Here is an 18,429-nt window from a genome sequence, read left to right as displayed (position 1 = left end):
CCTAAAAACATCGACCCCATTAGCTGCACTCTTATCGATAAATGCTTTTAAGACGTTATCTGGGTAGTTTTGATAACCAACTGCATTTGATCCACGTAAAAGCATTTGCAAGAGCGTATGTGGCATTTTTTCACGCATGAACCTCAAACGTAACCATGGATCTTCATTCAAGAAGCGATAAGCTACATCAAAAGTCGCTCCCCCCCAAACTTCAGCGGAAAAGACATTTGGCAAAGCCTTATCGTAAACTTCGATCACTGGGGCCATATCTTTAGTCCGCATCCGTGTTGCAAACAAACTTTGGTGAGCATCACGCATTGAAGTATCGGTCAAAAGAACTTCTTTTTGATCTTTGACCCATTTCATCGTTGCCTCAGCCCCTAAATCATCAAAGACTTTTTTAGCATTGATGTCATCACTTGGTGCAAAAGTATCTTTTAACTTGATATCTGGTACAAAGATCTTCTTTTGTTGCTTAACTCCCGGGAACCCATTGACTGTTACATCCCCGATATATTTGAGCAACTGGTTGACCGTATTAGGTTTACGTTCAAACTCAAATAAGCTAGGTGTTTGATCGATGAAAGTCGTGTTAGCAGCACCTGCTTTGAAGACCTCATTATTGATAACTTTACGCATGAAATCAATATTAGTCTTAACTCCACGGATCTTGAATTCACGTAAGACTCGATCCATTTTAGCTACAGCTTCATTAAAAGTCCGTGCTTGCACACATGTCTTTACCAACAATGAATCGTAAAATGGGGTCACGACGGCACCAGCATAAGCGTTTCCACCATCTAACCGCACACCAAAACCACCTGGTGAACGATACGTTTCGATCTTACCTGTATCTGGCATGAAATTATTTTCAGGATCTTCGGTCGTGATCCGACATTGGATCGCACAGCCATGATATTTAAGATCTTTTTGTTGTGGCAGGTGTAGATCTTTAAAGAGATCTTTACCCGCAGCGATCAAGATCTGGGATTGAACGATATCGATCTCAGTGATCATTTCAGTGACCGTGTGTTCTACTTGGACACGAGGATTGACTTCGATGAAATAAAATTTATCATCTGTAACTAAGAATTCGACTGTTCCAGCATTTTGATAGTTGACACTTTTAGCTAAGCGAACGGCTGCCTCACAGATCTCTTGCCGACGTTTATCATCTAAGGTGATACTTGGCGCAAATTCGATCACCTTTTGATGACGACGTTGCACAGAACAATCACGTTCAAACAAATGCAGGATATTGCCATATTTGTCCCCCAAGATCTGTACTTCGATATGCTTAGGATTTTGTAGGTATTTTTCGACATAAAGCTCATCATCGCCAAAAGATTGCATGGCTTCACTGCGCGCACGATTGTAAGCTTCTTCTAATTCATCTTCAGAATAGACGATCCGCATCCCACGACCCCCGCCACCTAAAGCAGCTTTGACCATGATCGGATAACCATGTTGATCGGCAAAGTCACGGACTTGAGTGATCGATCTGACTGGCTCTTCAGTCCCTGGGATCGTCTCTAATCCAGCAGCATGTGCCACTTCTTTAGCTTCGATCTTATCACCAAACATTTGTAATTGCTTAACTGTTGGTCCAATAAATGTGATCCCGGCATCTTCACATTTTTGGGCAAATTCTTCATTTTCAGAAAGAAAACCATATCCAGGGTGGATCCCATCGGCTCCTGTCATTTTGGCGATCCGGATGATATCATCCATATCCAGATAAGCTTCGATCGGTTTTTTTCCAGCTCCAACAAGATAGGATTCATCAGCTCTGAAACGATGGACTCCATACTCATCTTCTTTAGCATAGATCGCAACTGTTTGTAAATTAAGTTCATGACACGCTCGAATGATCCGAATCGCGATCTCGCCACGGTTAGCAATTAAAATCTTTTTCATCAATAAACACCACTTTCCTAAATTATTCCATCTCCTACAGACTTACTTACCAAAAACTTCTACTTCAAGACCCCGTTTTTGCGTCGCTGAAATATTCATCACCATACCCAAAGCGATCGTTAAAACGATCATACTTGAGCCCCCATAAGAGATAAATGGCAATGTAACACCGGTGATCGGTAGCAAGCCGATCGCTCCACCAACATTAAAGAAGGTCTCAACAGCAAAAAAAGTCCCTATACCATAACAAAAATACATCGCATAGACGCTCTTTGATCGAATACCGATCAAAAAGATCCTTAAAATGATCCAAGCCAATAAACACAGCACAACGACCACTCCCAACACACCTAATTCTTCAGCGATCACAGAGAGAATAAAATCGGTATACGGTTCAGGAAGGTAGCCTCTTTTTTGGATACTTTCACCGAGCCCGCGCCCGATCAAACCACCATTGCTGACAGCATAAAATGAATTTACCAACTGTTTACCACTCGAATTAGCATATTTAAATGGATCAAACACTGCCAAAAAACGTTGTATGATATAACCGAGTTTTGTGTTACTAAAAATAGTCGTAAACTGCAAAAGATAAGCACTGATCCCTAGAAGCGTAGTCCCTAAGACAATGATCCAAGTGCTCATTTTGTAGTTTAGATCAGCATAAGCTAAATACATCACGATAACGATCGCAAAACTGATCCCAAAGCCACCAAAGTCAGGTGCGTATACGATCAGTCCCAACATCGATGCGACCATCAAAAAGAGAAATAGTTCCTTTGTGATAAACTTGCTTCTCATTCTTTTACAAAAGACATTCTTACCTTTGGCTGTGTAATTAGCAAAAAGATTAGCTAAAAACATCACTAAGTATAGTTTACAAATTTCAGAAGGCTGGATACTGATCACTTTTAAATTGATCCAGCCATTTGCCCCATTGATAGCTGAAGTAAAGAACTTAGCATAGAACAAGAGTCCCATTAAAAAGACCCAGCCAAAAAATAACATCCGCGGTCGACGCCACCAACGTGGGTTAGTTTGCGCAAATAGTACTGTCAAACTGATCCCAATGATCACATAGATCGATTGACGGATAAAATACTGCATCGTTTTTCCGGTCAAATATGATAGATTGATCGAACTAGCCGAATAAACCATCACGATCCCGATCAAGCATAAAATTAGAAAAGGTATAAATAAGCCATAATCAAAATATTTTAGTTTATTTAAAAACTTTGTCTTCATTCCCATTCCACTCCAACGTCTGGTGTCACCCTTGCTTGGATATTACCTAATTTTTCTTCAAGTTCTTTTACCAGCTGATGCCCCTCCGAAGTGGTCAATAAACCACTCCGTATCAAAAACTTGACTTCACAAGAAAAGCCGTAGATCCTTGTATCTGCAACCTCTTCAAAAGCAGGACAATCCGTCCGACACAAAATATTACTTTGCTTGCCTAATAGGTCACAGATCTCAGCCGCATCTTGTTGCAAAACAGCTAAAGCCTGTTGTTTTGAAATAAAGTTTTCCATCAACTTGATCTCCTCTCATACTTCCGCAATTATATCATAAAACCGATCGAATATGTCTGTTCAACTGTAACACTTAAAAATATTTACAAAATTACTAAAAAACCACAAGTGCAATTGAGATCACACTTGTGGTTTAGCATAACTATTATTGTGTTGCTTTAGCTGCTTTTTTAGCTGCTTTTTCACGCGCATTTGTTTCTAAGATACGTTTGCGTAAACGAATGTTTTCTGGCGTGATCTCCAACAATTCATCTTCATTCAAGAATTCAAGCGATTCTTCCAATGTCAAATGTGTTGGTTTCTTGATCGTTGCTGTTTGGTCCTTGTTAGAAGAACGGACGTTGGTCATGTTCTTACCCTTAGTGATATTAACTGAGATATCACGTTCACGTGAAGATTGACCTACGATCATCCCTTCATAAACTTCTGTACCTGGATCAACGTAGATCGTACCACGACCTTCGACCCCCATGATCGCATAAGTCGTTGCTTTACCTTGGTTGATCGAAACCAAAGCACCGTTACGACGACCAGGTTCCCAGTTGCGAATGACTGGTTTGTATTCAGCAAATGTGTGGTTTAAGATACCATAACCACGTGTCATGGAAAGAAATTGGGAATCATAACCGATCAAACCACGTGTTGGAGTTGAGAATACCAAACGTGTTTGACCATTCAAACCAGTTTCCATGTTCAACATTTCACCTTTACGTTGAGCCATTGAGTCGATAACAGAACCGGAGTATTCATCAGGTGTATCGATGATCACACTTTCAAATGGTTCACATAATTGGCCATCGATCTCACGGTAAATAACCTTAGGACGAGATACAGCCAATTCAAAACCTTCACGGCGTAACATTTCGATCAAGATCGACAAGTGTAACTCCCCACGACCAGAAACAGTCCATGCATCTGGAGAATCAGTATCTTCGACCTTCAAAGAAACGTCCGTGTGCAATTGCATCTTCAAACGATCTTCTAATTTACGTGCAGTAACTTTGTCACCATCACGACCAACAAATGGAGAATCATTTGTCATAAAAGTCATTTGCAATGTAGGTGGGTCGATCCGCAATAATGGCAATGCTTCAGGATGATCAGCTGGGCAAACTGTTTCCCCAACGAAGATATCATCCATCCCTGAAACAGCGATCAAGTCACCTGCTTTAGCTTCTTGGATCTCAAGCCGTTTCAAGCCAAAGAAACCAAAGAGTTTAGTTACACGGAAGTTCTTTTGTGTACCATCAAGCTTCATAACTGTAACTTGATCACCCACTTTGATCTTACCGCGGAAGACACGACCAATACCGATACGACCTACGAAATCATCGTAGTCAAGCATTGCAACTTGGAATTGCAATGGTTCATCAGCATTATCTTTTGGAGCTGGAATAGCATCTAAGATCGTGTTGAAGATCGGATCCATTGTGTGTTCTTGTTTAGCTGGGTCAGAGTCAAAAGAAGATGTCCCGTTCATCGCAGATGCATAGATAACTGGGAATTCAAGTTGTTCTTCATCAGCACCAAGTTCGATAAAGAGATCTAACACTTCATCAACAACTTCTTCTGGGCGAGCACCTGGACGGTCGATCTTATTGATCACGACTACTGGTGTCAAGTGTTGTTCTAAAGCTTTTTTCAACACGAAACGTGTTTGTGGCATCGTTCCTTCAAACGCATCCACGATAAGTAAAACACCATCGACCATTTTCATGATACGTTCCACTTCCCCACCAAAGTCGGCGTGTCCTGGTGTATCTAAGATGTTGATCTGTTTACCGTTATATTTTACCGCTGTGTTTTTGGAAAGGATCGTGATCCCACGTTCCTTTTCAATATCATTTGAGTCCATCGCACGATCGCCGATGTCGGTGTGTTCATCAAGCGTATCTGATTGTTTCAATAATTCGTTAACTAATGTTGTCTTACCATGGTCAACGTGGGCAATGATCGCAACATTACGAATATCATCACGTGTTTTCAAAGTTGTTTCTTCCTTTCAAAATCTACTGCTTGAGAAATGCCCCTTCAATTCAATAACCCTAACGGCCTATCGACTTTGAATGTCATGAAAAAATTATCTCATTTTCAAGAACCCACATAAAAAAACTGTGACTTAGTGCCACAGTTTCAAGCTAACGCTTACGCATCAGCTTGATAATATCGTTCTTAGCATTTTTCGTCGCTACTAATACATCATTTGATGATAGCACATCTAATTCACTATCGTCAATGCTTTTTACGCTTAAACCATGCGCTTTTGCCAATATCTTTCCGGCTGCATGATCCCAAGGATGAAGATGGGAGCAATAGCCTATCGTTTTACCGGTCAAAACATGGATAAAACCGATCCCCGCACTGCCATAGACTCGGATCCCCATACTTTTTTTTGCAACTTGCGCAATATTGCGGTAATTATGAACTAGCATCCGACCACTGACATCGAATAATCCTTGCTCAAGGGAAAGATCAGGCACTTGTGGCAATCGATCAGTATTGCAAAAAACGCCACTTTCTGGTCCGCCCCAATAGAGTTTATCGTTGATCACATCGAGAATATAGCCCAATTTTTCATGGCCGTTTTCATAAACTGCTAGCATACTTGCAAAATGGTCTTTTTGTTTCACAAAATTCAATGTTCCATCCAACGGGTCAATGATCCAAACTAAGCCTTGGTAGGTTGCTAGATCTTGGTCATGATCACCTTCTTCGCCTAAAACACGCGAATTAGGAAAAGTCTGCTTGATCTGAGTGACTAAATATTTTTCAACTTGCTTATCGATATTAGTTACTAGATCGGTGCGTCCACTTTTTTTTGCAACTTGTAGTTCTTTCTCACAGCCAGCAAGCAACTGACACCGAACTTCTTTGAACCAATCTTGCACACTAGCATTGATCTTTTTCCAATCAGTCACCACCATCAACTCTTTTCTTTAAATTTTACTCGTTTTCCAGTCGTTGTCTTAGCCAGCTTAACTGCTTTGTAAATACTGATCCCTGAAGCTTGCTCAAAATCTCGATCAAGTTGTTTTTGAGTCATGATCGCTGGCTCCATTTGCAAAAATTTTTTATGCTTAGCTAAAAACTCTTCGCGCTCGATCCCAGTAGTATAAACTTTCTCAACTGCTTCGTAAAATTCACTTGCAGTAATGATCTCTGCGGTCGTCCACTCAGGTAATAGTGGGTATTCAAAATTTTCACTGATCTTCATCTTAAACCTCACCTTTATCATTGTTTACGTAAATTTTCTAATTCAGCTAAAACGTTTTGCTTTACTTCCATATACTGTGTCGTTTCTTCTTCTGAGAGCGTCAATTTTGTCAAAACAGCTACTCCCTGTTTCGATAAAACAACAGGTTCACTGACCGCGATCTTTTGCTTAGCAAATTCGATCTCATGGGTCAAGGGGACTAAGATCGGGTGATTGAAAAACAATGCTCGACAGATCCGTTGTAAACACAAAACTGTTACGACTTGCTTTGCTTGTAGCGCTTTAGCTTGGTAATCTTTAGCGATCTCGTCTAATTTTGTCTGCCCAAATAAACTATTATCTTGTGCAACGATCCCTAACACCGAATTACCTGCGATCTGTGCGCGACTCCAAGCGATAAAAGCCTCGTCTTGCGTTCCGATAACATTAGCGTAGATCGGATCGCTCCCAATATCCAACCGTTCGCCCAACAAGCGGGCAACTGTTTCAGAAAGCCCCATCGTGCCTAAACCGAAGACATTATTAGCGGGTAAACCTGAAAAGCGCAAGGCAGAATAGACCCACAAATGATCATGGGGCAAGACCACACAGATCTTACCCCTAAAACCATTAGCCATTGCTTGATTGATCACCAGTTGGACCCAGCGACGTTGCGCATTTTCTCCCTCAGCCTCAACATAATCTTTAGGGGGTGTTCCCAATAAGATCAGCTGTAATTCATCCCATTTTGGGTGTGCAGTTGCTTCCAATCTAAAATTATCAGCAAAATCTGAACTTTCGACTAATGAAACAACTTGTGCAGTAGATGTTTCATTGATCTGAAACCAAAAACATTTTAAATGCTCATCGTGTAAGATACATGTCTGTAAAAATAACTGCAGTTCAGGGTTTTCCCCACAAATCATTATATTATTATCCATTTGAATCCCCCACTTTTCATCTTGCCGAAATGCTATCTCTTTTGAACCGCCACGATACAAAAGTAAAAGTATATCTCTTTTAATGTCAAAACGCAAACGTACTTTCGCAAACAATTAAAATTCTCTTTAATTATAGCACAATAATTTCTAGCCTTATCTAACAATAATGTAACAGCTATCATGGTATTGTCACGAAAACGTTACGCTAAAAAGCTGAAAACTTTTTCCTAAAATGTGCTAAAATCAAGGTAGATGACAAATGAAGGGATGATTATTTTTGATCACTATGCATGATATTATCCGCGAAGGGCACCCAACTTTGCGGGCACGAGCAGAAAAATTTACGTTTCCATTGACCGATGAAGAAAAGCAAACCGCTCAAAAAATGATGGAATTTTTGGAAAACAGTCAAGAACCTGAGATCGCAGAAAAGTATAACCTCCGCGCCGGTGTTGGATTAGCAGCACCTCAGATCGATATATCTAAACGGATGACCGCGGTCCTAGTTCCTGGTGAAGAAGGTCAAGAACCGCTTTTTAAGCACATTTTGATCAATCCAACGATCTTGAGCGAATCAGTTCAAATGGCTGCTCTAACAGAAGGTGAAGGGTGCCTTTCTGTTGACCGTGAGATCCCAGGCTATGTTCCACGCCATGCTCGGATCAAATTGCGCTGGTATGATCTAGATGGTAACGAGCACGTTGAACGCTTACGAGACTATGTTGCGATCGTAGTTCAACACGAGATCGACCACTTGAATGGTATCTTGTTCTTTGATCACATCAATAAAGAAAATCCATTTGCTGCCTCCAAAGACTTGATCTTACTTTAAAAAAGACTGTGAATGCCAAGGACCCCAACATGTTTTTACATCATGTTGGGGTCCCTCGTTATTTACAGCCTCTTTAGTTATTTTGTTCTAATGTATTCATATCATTGACATATTCAACAGTCGCCTTATTAACTAGATATGAAACGTCAATGTGCAAGATATCATCTTTCAACCAGATATCGGAGACCACAAAAGCTCTATTTTGCTGATATCCCTTGATCCCTTGCGCTTTAGCTTGCACTGCTAGTTGTCGTTCGAGCTGTTTTTTTAGATCATTTAGATCAGCAATAGTTAAATTTTTAACTTCAAGTTGATACTCAAAAGCCATGACTCCCTTGCCCCAAACATCTGAGATCAAAGTTGAATCCGCTAAACTTTCATTTAACAGCTTTAAATTTGTTAAACTTTCCTCCATTGCCGAATCTGTCAGTTTTTGACTGTCGAGCTGGATCAATTTTAAAGCTTTCTTTCGGCGATATCGCTGAAAAATAAAGGCTAATGTTCCGATAATGACCACTCCAATGATCAAATATAAAAATTCCATAACTTCACCTACTTGTTCACTCTTTGATTATATACCAAATTTAGACAAACTAGCATTATTGGACACCTAAACTTAAAAGTATCTTAGCCTTTATCTTAGCTGTGACCTTGTTTGGTCTTTCATCTGACGTGTTTGATCAACTTTATATACTTAGTTTGTAAACTATGGTAAAATAGGTTTAATTATTGTGTAAACAATCCCTGTTCGGAAGTTTATTTTTGCTGATTTGAACTTTTATCTAAGTGCAAATAACTATAATTAATTTTATAAAAGGAGAATCATTAATGATCTTTAAAGTATATTATCAACCAACAAAAAAAATCAATCCACGCCGTGAAAACACGGAATCTTTATATTTAGAAGCTGACTCAGAACCAGAAGCACGCGTTTTAGTAGAATCAAATACGAAATACAATGTTGAATTTATCGAAGAATTGAGCGACGCAGCTTTAGAATACGAAAAGGAAAGTCCAGCTTTTAAACTTACGGAGTTTTAAAAGATGAAAAAACTAAATGTTAAAAATAACGAGACTGCCGTTTTTGCACTCGGTGGTCTGGGAGAAATTGGGAAAAATACTTATGGTATCCAATTTCAAGACGAGATCATCGTCGTCGATGCCGGCATCAAATTCCCTGAAGATGACCTTTTAGGGATCGATTACGTCATCCCCGACTATCAATATCTCGTCGCAAATCAGCAAAAAATCAAAGCTTTAGTCATTACACACGGTCACGAGGACCATATCGGCGGTATCCCTTACCTTTTAAAACAGGTAAATGTTCCGATCTATGCTGGTCCATTAGCCCTTGCCTTGATCAAGAGCAAACTGGAAGAGCATGGTCTATTGAACTCAACTGAATTGCATGAGATCAATGAAGATACTGTCCTACGTTTCAGAAAGACGAGCGTGTCCTTCTTTAGAACTACACACTCGATCCCTGATACCTTAGGTGTTGCGATCAAGACCCCTTCTGGTACTGTTGTCTGCACCGGTGACTATAAATTTGATCTAACTCCGATCACAAACCAAGCCCCTAATCTTCAAAAAATGGCACGCTTGGGTGAAGAAGGCGTTTTATGCTTACTATCCGATAGTACTAATGCAGAAGTCCCTAACTTCACTAAATCTGAACGCTGGGTCGGCAAATCGATCAAACGGATCTTCGAACAAGTCGAAGGCCGGATCATCTTTGCGACCTTTGCTTCAAATATCTCACGTATCCAACAAGCTGCTGCTGCTGCGATCGCTAAAGGGCGTAAGATCGCGGTCTTTGGTCGTAGTATGGAAGCAGCGATCGTAAATGGACGGGAACTAGGTTACCTTGATATCCCTGATGATGCGATCGTTGATGCACGCGAGATCAATAGCTTACCCGCTAATAAAGTCATGATCTTATGTACCGGTTCGCAAGGTGAACCCATGGCTGCTCTAAGCCGGATCGCTAATGGGACTCACCGCCAAGTGGCGATCCAACCAGGTGATACGGTCGTCTTTTCAAGTTCGCCGATCCCAGGTAACACTTTGAGCGTCAACAAAGTCATCAACGAACTTGAAGAAGCTGGCGCAACGGTCATCCATGGTAAGGTCAATAATATCCATGCTTCTGGACACGGTGGTCAAGAAGAACAAAAATTGATGCTTCGCTTGATGAAGCCTAAATTCTTCATGCCAGTCCACGGTGAGTATCGGATGTTGAAGATCCATACTGAATTAGCTGAAAAATGTGATGTTCCCACCGAAAACTCCTTTATCTTGGAAAACGGTGATGTCTTGGCCTTGACTAAAGATTCCGCCCGTTATGCTGGCCATTTCAATGCTGAAGACGTCTATGTCGATGGTTCCGGGATCGGTGATATCGGTAATATCGTCTTACGCGATCGCCGGATCCTCTCAGAAGAAGGACTTGTCGTTGTGGTCGCTACGATCGATATGCAAAAACGTGAGATCTTAGCTGGACCTGATCTACTATCACGCGGTTTCATCTATATGCGTGAATCTGGTGAATTGATCAAACAAGGACGTAAACGCGTTTATCGAACGATCAGACAGACTTTGAAAAATGAAAAAGTTACTGAAGCAATGTTGCGTGAAAATATCATTGCTGAGCTCCAAACGTTCCTTTTCGAACAAACCGAGCGTCATCCAATGATCTTACCAATGTTTGTTACAGTTTAAATGCCAAAAAACAAGCCAAGAGTAGATTTTGGCTTGTTTTTTTGTGCTTGTCGCTTGCTAAAATATTAGCTATAATTGTTTAGTAGTTACTAGTGCCTGAAGAAAGTTAATATGGATCAGGCTTTGCTTAGTTCAAAAATAAAGGAAAGGACATATATGATCTTTCTCGTTATTCTGTAACGTCCATATTTTATATCACCGCTCGTTTTGAAAACTTTCTTTATTATTGTTAATCCAAATGCTGATCATGGTCAAGCTGCTGATGTTTGGGAGCAAATCAAACAAGTTTTACTTACCCGTCAAGTTAAATATGAAGCGCATCAAACAACACATGTTGGCCATGCTAAACAATTGGTCCATTTAAATTTTGGCAAGCAAAAAGCGGAAAATCTCAAAGACCAAGTCGTTTTAGTCGTGGGTGGGGACGGAACTTTAAATGAGACGCTCAATGCACTCAAACACGAAGCTTCCTTGGAAGTTCCACTTGCTTTTATCCCTGTCGGTCATAATAATGGTTTTGCCAAGGGGATCGGGATTGCTTCAGATCCTTTAGTTGCTCTAGACCAGATCTTAGCCACAACTGAACCGACCTATTATAATGTTGGGGAATATCAAGAAACGACGCATAATGAGCAAGGATACTTTTTAAATGATTTTGGGATCGGTCTTGATGCTTATACGATCAGCCTAAATGCAAACGTACATAAACATATGCGTTTGCGTAGGATCTTGCTAAAACTTCATTTGAACTTTTTGGCGTATCTCATCAATGTCTTTACTGCTTTTCTAAATCAAGAAGCCTTTGCAGTTACTTTAAGGATCGGTGATAAATATGAGTTCTTCAAACATGCTCGCTTAGTCAATATTGCCAATCATCCTTATTTTGAAAATGGGATCATCCTATCCCCTGAAGCTGATATCAATGATCATCAGCTCGACTTGATCATCGCTGATAATTTAGGCTTTTTTAAATTTTTAGCCCTGAGTATCGCTATCTATTTCAAAAAACAACTTAAACTCCCCTATCTTCATCACTACAAAGATAAAAATATCCATCTGATCATCAATTCTTTAGAATACGGTCAGATCGATGGTGAAGAAGCTGGAAGTAAGTACTATGATATCTTTTTTGGGACGATCAAATATCCATTCTGGATCAATATCCAAGGTGTACCTGTTACTAAACGTGGTTAAACATAGCTATCAATTGACAATACAACAACGAGGGTCCTACCGCGATGCAAACGCATCATGGTAGGATCCTCGTCTTTACATATTGGCTCACCCTTCTATTGTCAACGCATAAAATCTGTTGGTGTCAAATTATCCATTCCGATCATCGGGTCGATCTCACCCATTTTTACCAAAGCTGGTGTTAAAATAAATTTCGGCGTGCTTTCTACTTTAACTCCTTTAACGCTGGAACTCTTAGGTTTGCCCAAAACTTCCCACAAACGTGTTGTAAGGGTAGTTTTACGGTTTAAAGATAATGTCTGGATACATTTGGCATAAGCTTCTGGTTCACCCAATAAGATAAGTTTCTCCTTAGCCCGTGTTAAAGCTGTATAAAGCAAATTTCGAGCAAACATCCGTGAATACTGCTGGACCATGGGTAAGATCACGATCGGAAATTCACTACCTTGTGACTTATGGATCGACATACAATAAGCTAGTGTCAAGTTGATGAGATCTTTTCGGACAAACTCGACTTCTTGACCATCAAATGAGATGATCACCTTGTCGTCTTTGGGGCGATCTTTTTTTAACTCGATCCCGACTATCTTCCCAATATCACCATTAAAAATATTATTTTCTGGGTCGTTGACTAAATGTAAGACACGGTCACCGATCCGAAATACGTTATTTCCAAACTTGACTTCTTTTTGTTGTGTTTTTTTAGGATTCAAGAGTGTCTGTAGCGTCTGATTCAAGTTCGTGATCCCGGCAGCCCCACGATACATAGGCGCTAAGATCTGAATATCATCATCCTTATTTTGCTTAGCTAAAGCTGCAACGACAACTTGTTTGACCACTGAACTCACTTGATCAGCATGACAAGGAATAAACGAACGATCATTAGTCTTTTGCATTAGATCAGGTGGGACGATCCCATCCTTGACCGCATGTGCCAATTGGATGATCGTTGACCCATCACCTTGCCGATAGATCTTGGCGAGCTCTTTTTGCGGTAAAGTTTCGCTAGCTAACAGATCAGAAAAGACCTGGCCTGGGCCCACTGAAGGTAACTGATTACGGTCACCGACAAAGATGACTTGCATCTGTTCGGGAACACTCTCTAATAGTAGCTGTAACAAGACAGTATCGACCATCGAAGTTTCATCAACGATCAATAATTTACCTTCTAGCACTTTTGTCTCTTCAGGTAATTCATCTTCTCGGCCATTCAATCCCAGTAATCGATGGATCGTTGAAGCTGGTAGCCCAGTAGCCTCACTCATCTTCTTAGCGGCTCTTCCGGTAGGTGCCGCTAAGAGGATCGGCGTTTGACTCGTATCTGATAGATCAAGCTCATGTAGCGCAGCAAAAGTCCGCACGATCCCCATAATGATCGTTGTTTTCCCCGTACCAGGTCCACCCGTCAGTAAGAAGACTGGGGCTTTAACAGCCGCTTTGATGGCCGCTTTTTGATCAGGACCATACGTTATCTGGAGATCTTTTTGGATCGCTTGAATAAAGTCATCGATCTGATCATCATTTACGTCTTGATCACTTGCTTTAGTCACCAAACGCTTGAGCTCTTCAGCGATCGTATATTCGGCCTCATAATAGCGTCGCAAGTAGATACGACCATCATCTGAGATCACTTGACCTTTTTCACCCATTTTCAATAACTGATCGGCTAATAATTCAGGGGCGATCGGGTCAGGGCGACTCTCCAATAAACGCAAAGCCTCTTTTAATAATGTAGGGCCATCCGTATAAGTATTTCCCAAAAATAAGCTCAATTGTGCCATGCTTTCAAAGATCGCAGCTGCTAAGCGAACTTCAGCTGTCGCAGCCACGCCTAGTTTCAATGCCAGCTGATCAGCACGATTAAAACCAAAGCCTTCAATATCATAAACGAGCTGATATGGATCTTCATGGACAACATCTAAAGTCTTTTCACGATATTTTTCAAATAGCTTACCGGCCATTTTCTCGGAAAAACCTAATGTACTCAAACCGATCAAAGTGTGTTCAGCCCCATTATCAGCCGTGATCCCAGCTAATAAATTTTCTTTTTGCTTGGCACTAAGCCCCAGCTCATCAGCAACTTTTGGATCATTTAAAAGCTTATCTACAGCATTTTCTCCCAACTGAGAAACGATTTTTTCAGCTGTCTTCTTACCGATCCCTTCAAAATGATCACCAGCTAAATACGCGATCACACCATCTTTTGAGGATAAGATCTCTGGCTTATAGCTGAACACTTGAACTTGGCGCCCATATTTAGGATGTTCTGTGATCTTACCCTTAAAATAGTAACTTGTTCCTTCGATGAGCTCGGGAAAATTTCCTGTGATCGTCACTTCACTGTCTAGATCAAGATCGGTCTCGGTGATGCCCACAAGTGCTACTTTATACAAACTTGCTGGTGCTTCAAAAAAGATATTTAGAACTTCAGCGACTAAATAACCTTCATTTTTATCCTCATCAAATAGTGTCAGTGTCTCTTGTTGCATCATCTACCGCCTTATTTTTTCTTTGTCGTTGCCTGCATCGTCTGTTCTACATCATTTAGACGTGTCTTTAGTGTTTGATAGAGCTTAGGATCACTTTGCTTGGCGCGGTCAAAATACGCTGTTGGGTCGGCACCGTCAACGACTGCGATCACACCCAATTGAAAATTGATCCGCGTATCATTTGGTTCTAATTGCAAGGCCTGTTGATAATAGTCCTTGGCTGGTCCAAAATTCCCCAAGGCTAAAAAGCAATCGCCCAGCAAACTCAAAATTGCAGCTGATCTTATCTTTTCACTTGCTGTCAAAGCAAAAACTAAAGCCTTTTGATAGTCAGACTTCGCATAATAAGCTTGGGCCAACATCGTATAGGCTTCCGCTTGTAATTTTCCATCTTGGACCAAGTTAAATTGTGCGATCGCCTCATCGTAAAGTTCACTTGCATAGTAGACATTGCCCAGCCCATAATGCAATAATTCTGTTTTTTCTGTCCGATCACTCAAAGCATTGAGTGCTTTTTTAAAAAGTTCTTCTGCTTGGGAAAAGCTCTTTTCTTCAGTTAACGCTGTTCCTAAAGCATAATAACTCTCTTGATCGTATGGATCAGCATCGATCTTGGCGATCAATTCTTGGATGACTTGTTGCATCTTTTCATCTTGTTTAGCCCGTTTCATCATTACACCTTCTTACACAATATCAGTCGGATCAAGTTTCTTTTTTAGATAATCTGTCTTATTCCAAGCTAGACACTTAAAGTTTTTGCCATCTTCAGTCTCTAAGATCGTGGTGCTTGTGTTAGCCAATCCACCTTTAGCGCGGATCTTGGCTAAAGAAACACCAAGTAAATGTCTGATCTCAGCACATAAAGCAGCTCCATGACTGACAACAATGACATTGTCTTTAGGATAACGTTCACAGATCGCCTTGATCTTTGGTGTCATTCTTTCAAATAACTCTTCAAAGCTTTCACCTTCGATCTTACTTGGGTCGTATTTATCCGGGTGATGCCGAAAGCCGTCGAGTTCAGCCGGATATTTTTCTGCGACCTCGGTAAATTTCATTCCCTCCATCTTCCCTAAGTCAAATTCTTGGAAAGCTACATCAGCTTCTAAATTGACCGGTCGGTTTAAATTAGCGACTAGTTTTTGTGCAGTCACTCTAGCCCGTTTGATCGGACTACAATAGACCTTAGCAAATTTAAAATCATTTAAGTAGGTCGCCAATTCTTCGATCTCGCGATAACTCTCAGGTAATAATGGTGAATCACCATGTGCCCCTTGATAACGCCCTTCTAGATTCCATTCAGTTTTTCCATGGCGTACAAAAAATAACTTTGTCAAAATCCATCCCTCTTCCATGTCTATTGTCTAAATTTTAGCATACCTAGCCCAAAGAAAAAAGGACCATAGCCTTAAGCTACAGTCCCTAAAATGTCTAAACGTATTGTAATTGTTTGCCGTTTTGATAAGCGTGATCGATCGTTCCACTGCCTAAACATTCAGCGCCATCATAAAAGACAACTTCCTGACCTGGTGTGATCGCTCTAACTGGTTCATCAAAGATAACTTCTACCTCCGTTCGATCATCGTTAAAACGAACTGTAACACCCGAATCTTTTTGGCGATAACGGAACTTCGCAGTACAATGGAACTCATTACCACGATCCTCGATCGGCGCAACAAAGCTTAATTCACTTGCTTTTAAGCTTGTCGCATATAGGTATTCATTGTGATAACCTTGTCCAACTAACAATGTATTAGTAGCTAGATCTTTACCCACAACAAACCAAGGTTCATTACTCTTAGCATCGCCACCGATCCCTAGACCACGGCGTTGACCGATCGTGTAGTTCATCAAGCCAAAGTGTTCACCTTTTACTTCACCATCCAAAGTCTTCATTAAACCTGGCTTAGCTGGTAAAAATTCGCTTAAAAATTTGTTAAAATCACGTTCGCCGATAAAGCAAACACCCGTTGAGTCTTTCTTCTTAGCAGTTGCTAGACCAGCCTCTTCTGCGATCTTACGCACTTCTGCCTTATCCATGCCACCGATCGGGAACATTGCTTTTTGCAGATTTTTTTGTGTTAATTGACTCAAGAAATAAGTCTGATCTTTATTTTCATCAGCTCCTCGCAATAAGTGCACCGTGCCATCTTCATCACGTGACAACTGTGCATAGTGTCCCATTGCGATATAATCGGCATCTAATTCCATCGCATAATCCAAGAAAGCCTTGAATTTGACCTCTTTGTTACACATCACATCAGGATTAGGTGTGCGACCCTTCTTGTACTCATCTAAGAAGTATGTGAAAACACCATCCCAATATTCTTTTTCAAAGTTGACCGAGTAATATGGGATCCCGATCTGATCGGCTACCTTAGCTACATCTTGGTAGTCTTCAGTAGCGGTACAAACTCCGCTATCGTTTTTATCATCCCAGTTTTTCATGAAAACCCCGACAACATCATAACCTTGTTGCTTGAGTAAATAAGCTACAACTGACGAGTCAACGCCACCACTCATCCCCACAACAACTCTTGTCTTACTATTATCTTGCATGTAAGAACTCACCATCATTTCATTAGATTCTGAATCCAGACGATTTGAAGGTCGTTTTATTCAGTAGCTACCATTATAACGATTATTCCTAACTTTGACAAGGTTTGCTTACTTTTTTATATTAAATTTTTATGCTTTTTCGATAACATTTCGCGTCACGAGATCTGCCAAGATATATTCCAATTGCTCTTGATTAATAGCTGCATCTTTTCCCTTGAAGATATTGACTTCTTTTAAACCATTAGCTGTTGTCGTTACCATTTTGAAGCTTTTTAGGTCAGAAGAAACAACGACCTTTAGCTTAAAGCCTTTAAATGGTGAGGCTGGATCTAGCGAACGTTCTAATTGAAATTTACCACCTTTAGTCTCAATAAAGCCCGTATCACGTAAAGAATACTTCTTAACATTTGGTGATAGTTGATATGTGGTCGTATCACCTAAAATTTTAGCTGTTGTACCATATGCCATAATTACACACCTCTAACTTATTTTTTGATACGTTGACTGATCTTAGTCAATTGAGCGACCAATTCATCGATCTCAGCAGCAGTATTGTACCTGCCAAAGCTAAATCGCAGTGATTGACTGACTCGTGCTGGGTCCTTACCATACATTGCTGATAAAACATGCGAAGGTTCTAAAGACCCAGCTGTACAAGCGGAACCAGCAGCTGCTGAGATCCCTGCTAGATCTAAATTGGTCAACATCGCATCATTTTGGCATCCCTCAAACCACAGATTGATGATCTGTGGGAGTTCATCTGCCCCCATTTTACCATTTACCTTAACGGCCACGCCATTTTCAGTTAGCTTATCCACCAATTGACGCTTAAAGCCTTGATAACGTGCTGTCAATTCAGCACGAGCGTTTTGTTCAAGTTCGATCGCTTTTGCAAAAGCTACGATCGCTGGGATATTTTCTGTTCCAGCCCGTCTTTTCATTTCTTGATCGCCCCCCATAAGATGGGGTGCTAGCCCAAGGCCTTCACGTTCGTATAAAAAGCCCATTTGTTTTGGTCCATTCAATTTATGAGCCGAAGTTGACATGAGAT

At 40.7% G+C, this 18,429-nt stretch carries 18 protein-coding genes; 4 read left to right on the top strand and 14 right to left on the bottom strand.

Annotation, left to right across the window (positions count from 1 at the left end; genetic code table 11):
• The 7 genes from Q9Q35_RS09765 to Q9Q35_RS09735 form a co-directional block, all read right to left on the bottom strand.
• Positions 1-1,917: pyruvate carboxylase (locus tag Q9Q35_RS09765; RefSeq protein WP_304653187.1), on the bottom strand; the 1,917-nt coding region annotated here is incomplete at its 3' end.
• Between the two features lie 42 nt (positions 1,918-1,959).
• Positions 1,960-3,162, bottom strand: coding sequence for an FtsW/RodA/SpoVE family cell cycle protein (locus tag Q9Q35_RS09760; protein WP_304653186.1), 1,203 nt, complete (start codon positions 3,160-3,162; stop codon positions 1,960-1,962).
• Entirely contained in the window at positions 3,159-3,449 is a 291-nt protein-coding gene (locus Q9Q35_RS09755) for a DUF1507 family protein (RefSeq protein ID WP_304653185.1), read from the bottom strand. The genes Q9Q35_RS09760 and Q9Q35_RS09755 overlap by 4 nt, the downstream gene beginning before the upstream one ends.
• Before the next feature lie 145 nt (positions 3,450-3,594).
• On the bottom strand, positions 3,595-5,436 hold the full coding sequence (gene typA, locus Q9Q35_RS09750; RefSeq protein ID WP_010688776.1) for a translational GTPase TypA: 1,842 nt from the start codon (positions 5,434-5,436) through the stop codon (positions 3,595-3,597).
• 151 nt (positions 5,437-5,587) lie between these two features.
• On the bottom strand, positions 5,588-6,373 hold the full coding sequence (locus Q9Q35_RS09745; protein ID WP_304653184.1) for an inositol monophosphatase family protein: 786 nt from the start codon (positions 6,371-6,373) through the stop codon (positions 5,588-5,590).
• Positions 6,373-6,663, bottom strand: coding sequence for a UPF0223 family protein (locus tag Q9Q35_RS09740; RefSeq protein ID WP_304653183.1), 291 nt, complete (start codon positions 6,661-6,663; stop codon positions 6,373-6,375). Before Q9Q35_RS09740 ends, Q9Q35_RS09745 begins: the two co-directional genes overlap by 1 nt.
• A gap of 17 nt (positions 6,664-6,680) precedes the next feature.
• Positions 6,681-7,583, bottom strand: coding sequence for a lactate dehydrogenase (locus Q9Q35_RS09735; protein WP_304653182.1), 903 nt, complete (start codon positions 7,581-7,583; stop codon positions 6,681-6,683).
• 277 nt (positions 7,584-7,860) lie between these two features.
• Here Q9Q35_RS09735 and def point away from each other — a divergent pair, with 277 nt between their 5' ends.
• Entirely contained in the window at positions 7,861-8,415 is a 555-nt protein-coding gene (gene def / locus Q9Q35_RS09730) for a peptide deformylase (RefSeq protein ID WP_304653181.1), read from the top strand.
• 73 nt (positions 8,416-8,488) lie between these two features.
• Here the strand turns inward: def and Q9Q35_RS09725 are convergent, their stop codons facing one another.
• A complete protein-coding gene (locus Q9Q35_RS09725; RefSeq protein WP_304653180.1) occupies positions 8,489-8,959 on the bottom strand; it encodes a P35 family lipoprotein in 471 nt (156 codons plus the stop codon).
• A gap of 284 nt (positions 8,960-9,243) precedes the next feature.
• On the opposite strand from Q9Q35_RS09725, the gene Q9Q35_RS09720 reads away from it, so the two are divergent.
• The 3 genes from Q9Q35_RS09720 to Q9Q35_RS09710 all read left to right on the top strand — a co-directional run bounded on the left by Q9Q35_RS09720 (position 9,244) and on the right by Q9Q35_RS09710 (position 12,330).
• Positions 9,244-9,456, top strand: a complete 213-nt coding sequence (locus Q9Q35_RS09720; protein ID WP_304653179.1) for a DNA-directed RNA polymerase subunit epsilon — start codon at positions 9,244-9,246, stop codon at positions 9,454-9,456.
• Between the two features lie 3 nt (positions 9,457-9,459).
• Positions 9,460-11,136, top strand: a complete 1,677-nt coding sequence (gene rnjA / locus Q9Q35_RS09715) for a ribonuclease J1 (protein WP_089135086.1) — start codon at positions 9,460-9,462, stop codon at positions 11,134-11,136.
• Positions 11,137-11,343: 207 nt separating this feature from the next.
• On the top strand, positions 11,344-12,330 hold the full coding sequence (locus Q9Q35_RS09710; RefSeq protein WP_304653178.1) for a diacylglycerol kinase family protein: 987 nt from the start codon (positions 11,344-11,346) through the stop codon (positions 12,328-12,330).
• Between the two features lie 101 nt (positions 12,331-12,431).
• On the opposite strand, the gene Q9Q35_RS09705 is transcribed toward Q9Q35_RS09710, so the two are convergent.
• The 6 genes from Q9Q35_RS09705 to Q9Q35_RS09680 form a co-directional block, all read right to left on the bottom strand.
• Entirely contained in the window at positions 12,432-14,819 is a 2,388-nt protein-coding gene (locus Q9Q35_RS09705; protein WP_304653177.1) for an ATP-dependent RecD-like DNA helicase, read from the bottom strand.
• A gap of 11 nt (positions 14,820-14,830) precedes the next feature.
• Positions 14,831-15,490, bottom strand: coding sequence for a lipopolysaccharide assembly protein LapB (locus Q9Q35_RS09700; RefSeq protein ID WP_304653176.1), 660 nt, complete (start codon positions 15,488-15,490; stop codon positions 14,831-14,833).
• A gap of 12 nt (positions 15,491-15,502) precedes the next feature.
• A complete protein-coding gene (locus tag Q9Q35_RS09695) occupies positions 15,503-16,156 on the bottom strand; it encodes a histidine phosphatase family protein (protein WP_304653175.1) in 654 nt (217 codons plus the stop codon).
• A gap of 94 nt (positions 16,157-16,250) precedes the next feature.
• Positions 16,251-17,393 carry a tRNA 2-thiouridine(34) synthase MnmA gene (gene mnmA / locus Q9Q35_RS09690; RefSeq protein WP_304653188.1) on the bottom strand — a complete coding sequence of 381 codons (1,143 nt, stop codon included), beginning with the start codon at positions 17,391-17,393 and terminating at the stop codon, positions 16,251-16,253.
• Between the two features lie 114 nt (positions 17,394-17,507).
• A complete protein-coding gene (locus tag Q9Q35_RS09685; protein ID WP_304653174.1) occupies positions 17,508-17,846 on the bottom strand; it encodes a DUF1831 domain-containing protein in 339 nt (112 codons plus the stop codon).
• Between the two features lie 17 nt (positions 17,847-17,863).
• Positions 17,864-18,429, bottom strand: a 566-nt coding sequence (locus tag Q9Q35_RS09680; protein ID WP_304653173.1) for an aminotransferase class V-fold PLP-dependent enzyme, incomplete at its 5' end; no start/stop codon positions are given.

This window comes from uncultured Ligilactobacillus sp. (genome assembly GCF_948826705.1).
Taxonomy (GTDB): Bacteria; Bacillota; Bacilli; order Lactobacillales; family Lactobacillaceae; genus Ligilactobacillus.
Note: the sequence above shows the minus strand (reverse complement) of the source record. Positions and strands in the feature narration are given on the sequence as shown.

Coding starts and splice junctions, on each gene's coding strand:
- Q9Q35_RS09720 (WP_304653179.1), top strand. CDS start 9,244: ATGATCTTTAAAGTATATTATCAACCAACAAAAAAAATCAATCCACGC.
- Q9Q35_RS09755 (WP_304653185.1), bottom strand. CDS start 3,449: ATGGAAAACTTTATTTCAAAACAACAGGCTTTAGCTGTTTTGCAACAA.
- mnmA (WP_304653188.1), bottom strand. CDS start 17,393: ATGGTGAGTTCTTACATGCAAGATAATAGTAAGACAAGAGTTGTTGTG.
- Q9Q35_RS09740 (WP_304653183.1), bottom strand. CDS start 6,663: ATGAAGATCAGTGAAAATTTTGAATACCCACTATTACCTGAGTGGACG.
- Q9Q35_RS09685 (WP_304653174.1), bottom strand. CDS start 17,846: ATGGCATATGGTACAACAGCTAAAATTTTAGGTGATACGACCACATAT.
- Q9Q35_RS09735 (WP_304653182.1), bottom strand. CDS start 7,583: ATGGATAATAATATAATGATTTGTGGGGAAAACCCTGAACTGCAGTTA.
- Q9Q35_RS09705 (WP_304653177.1), bottom strand. CDS start 14,819: ATGCAACAAGAGACACTGACACTATTTGATGAGGATAAAAATGAAGGT.
- Q9Q35_RS09760 (WP_304653186.1), bottom strand. CDS start 3,162: ATGAAGACAAAGTTTTTAAATAAACTAAAATATTTTGATTATGGCTTA.
- Q9Q35_RS09700 (WP_304653176.1), bottom strand. CDS start 15,490: ATGAAACGGGCTAAACAAGATGAAAAGATGCAACAAGTCATCCAAGAA.
- Q9Q35_RS09725 (WP_304653180.1), bottom strand. CDS start 8,959: ATGGAATTTTTATATTTGATCATTGGAGTGGTCATTATCGGAACATTA.
- rnjA (WP_089135086.1), top strand. CDS start 9,460: ATGAAAAAACTAAATGTTAAAAATAACGAGACTGCCGTTTTTGCACTC.
- Q9Q35_RS09745 (WP_304653184.1), bottom strand. CDS start 6,373: ATGGTGGTGACTGATTGGAAAAAGATCAATGCTAGTGTGCAAGATTGG.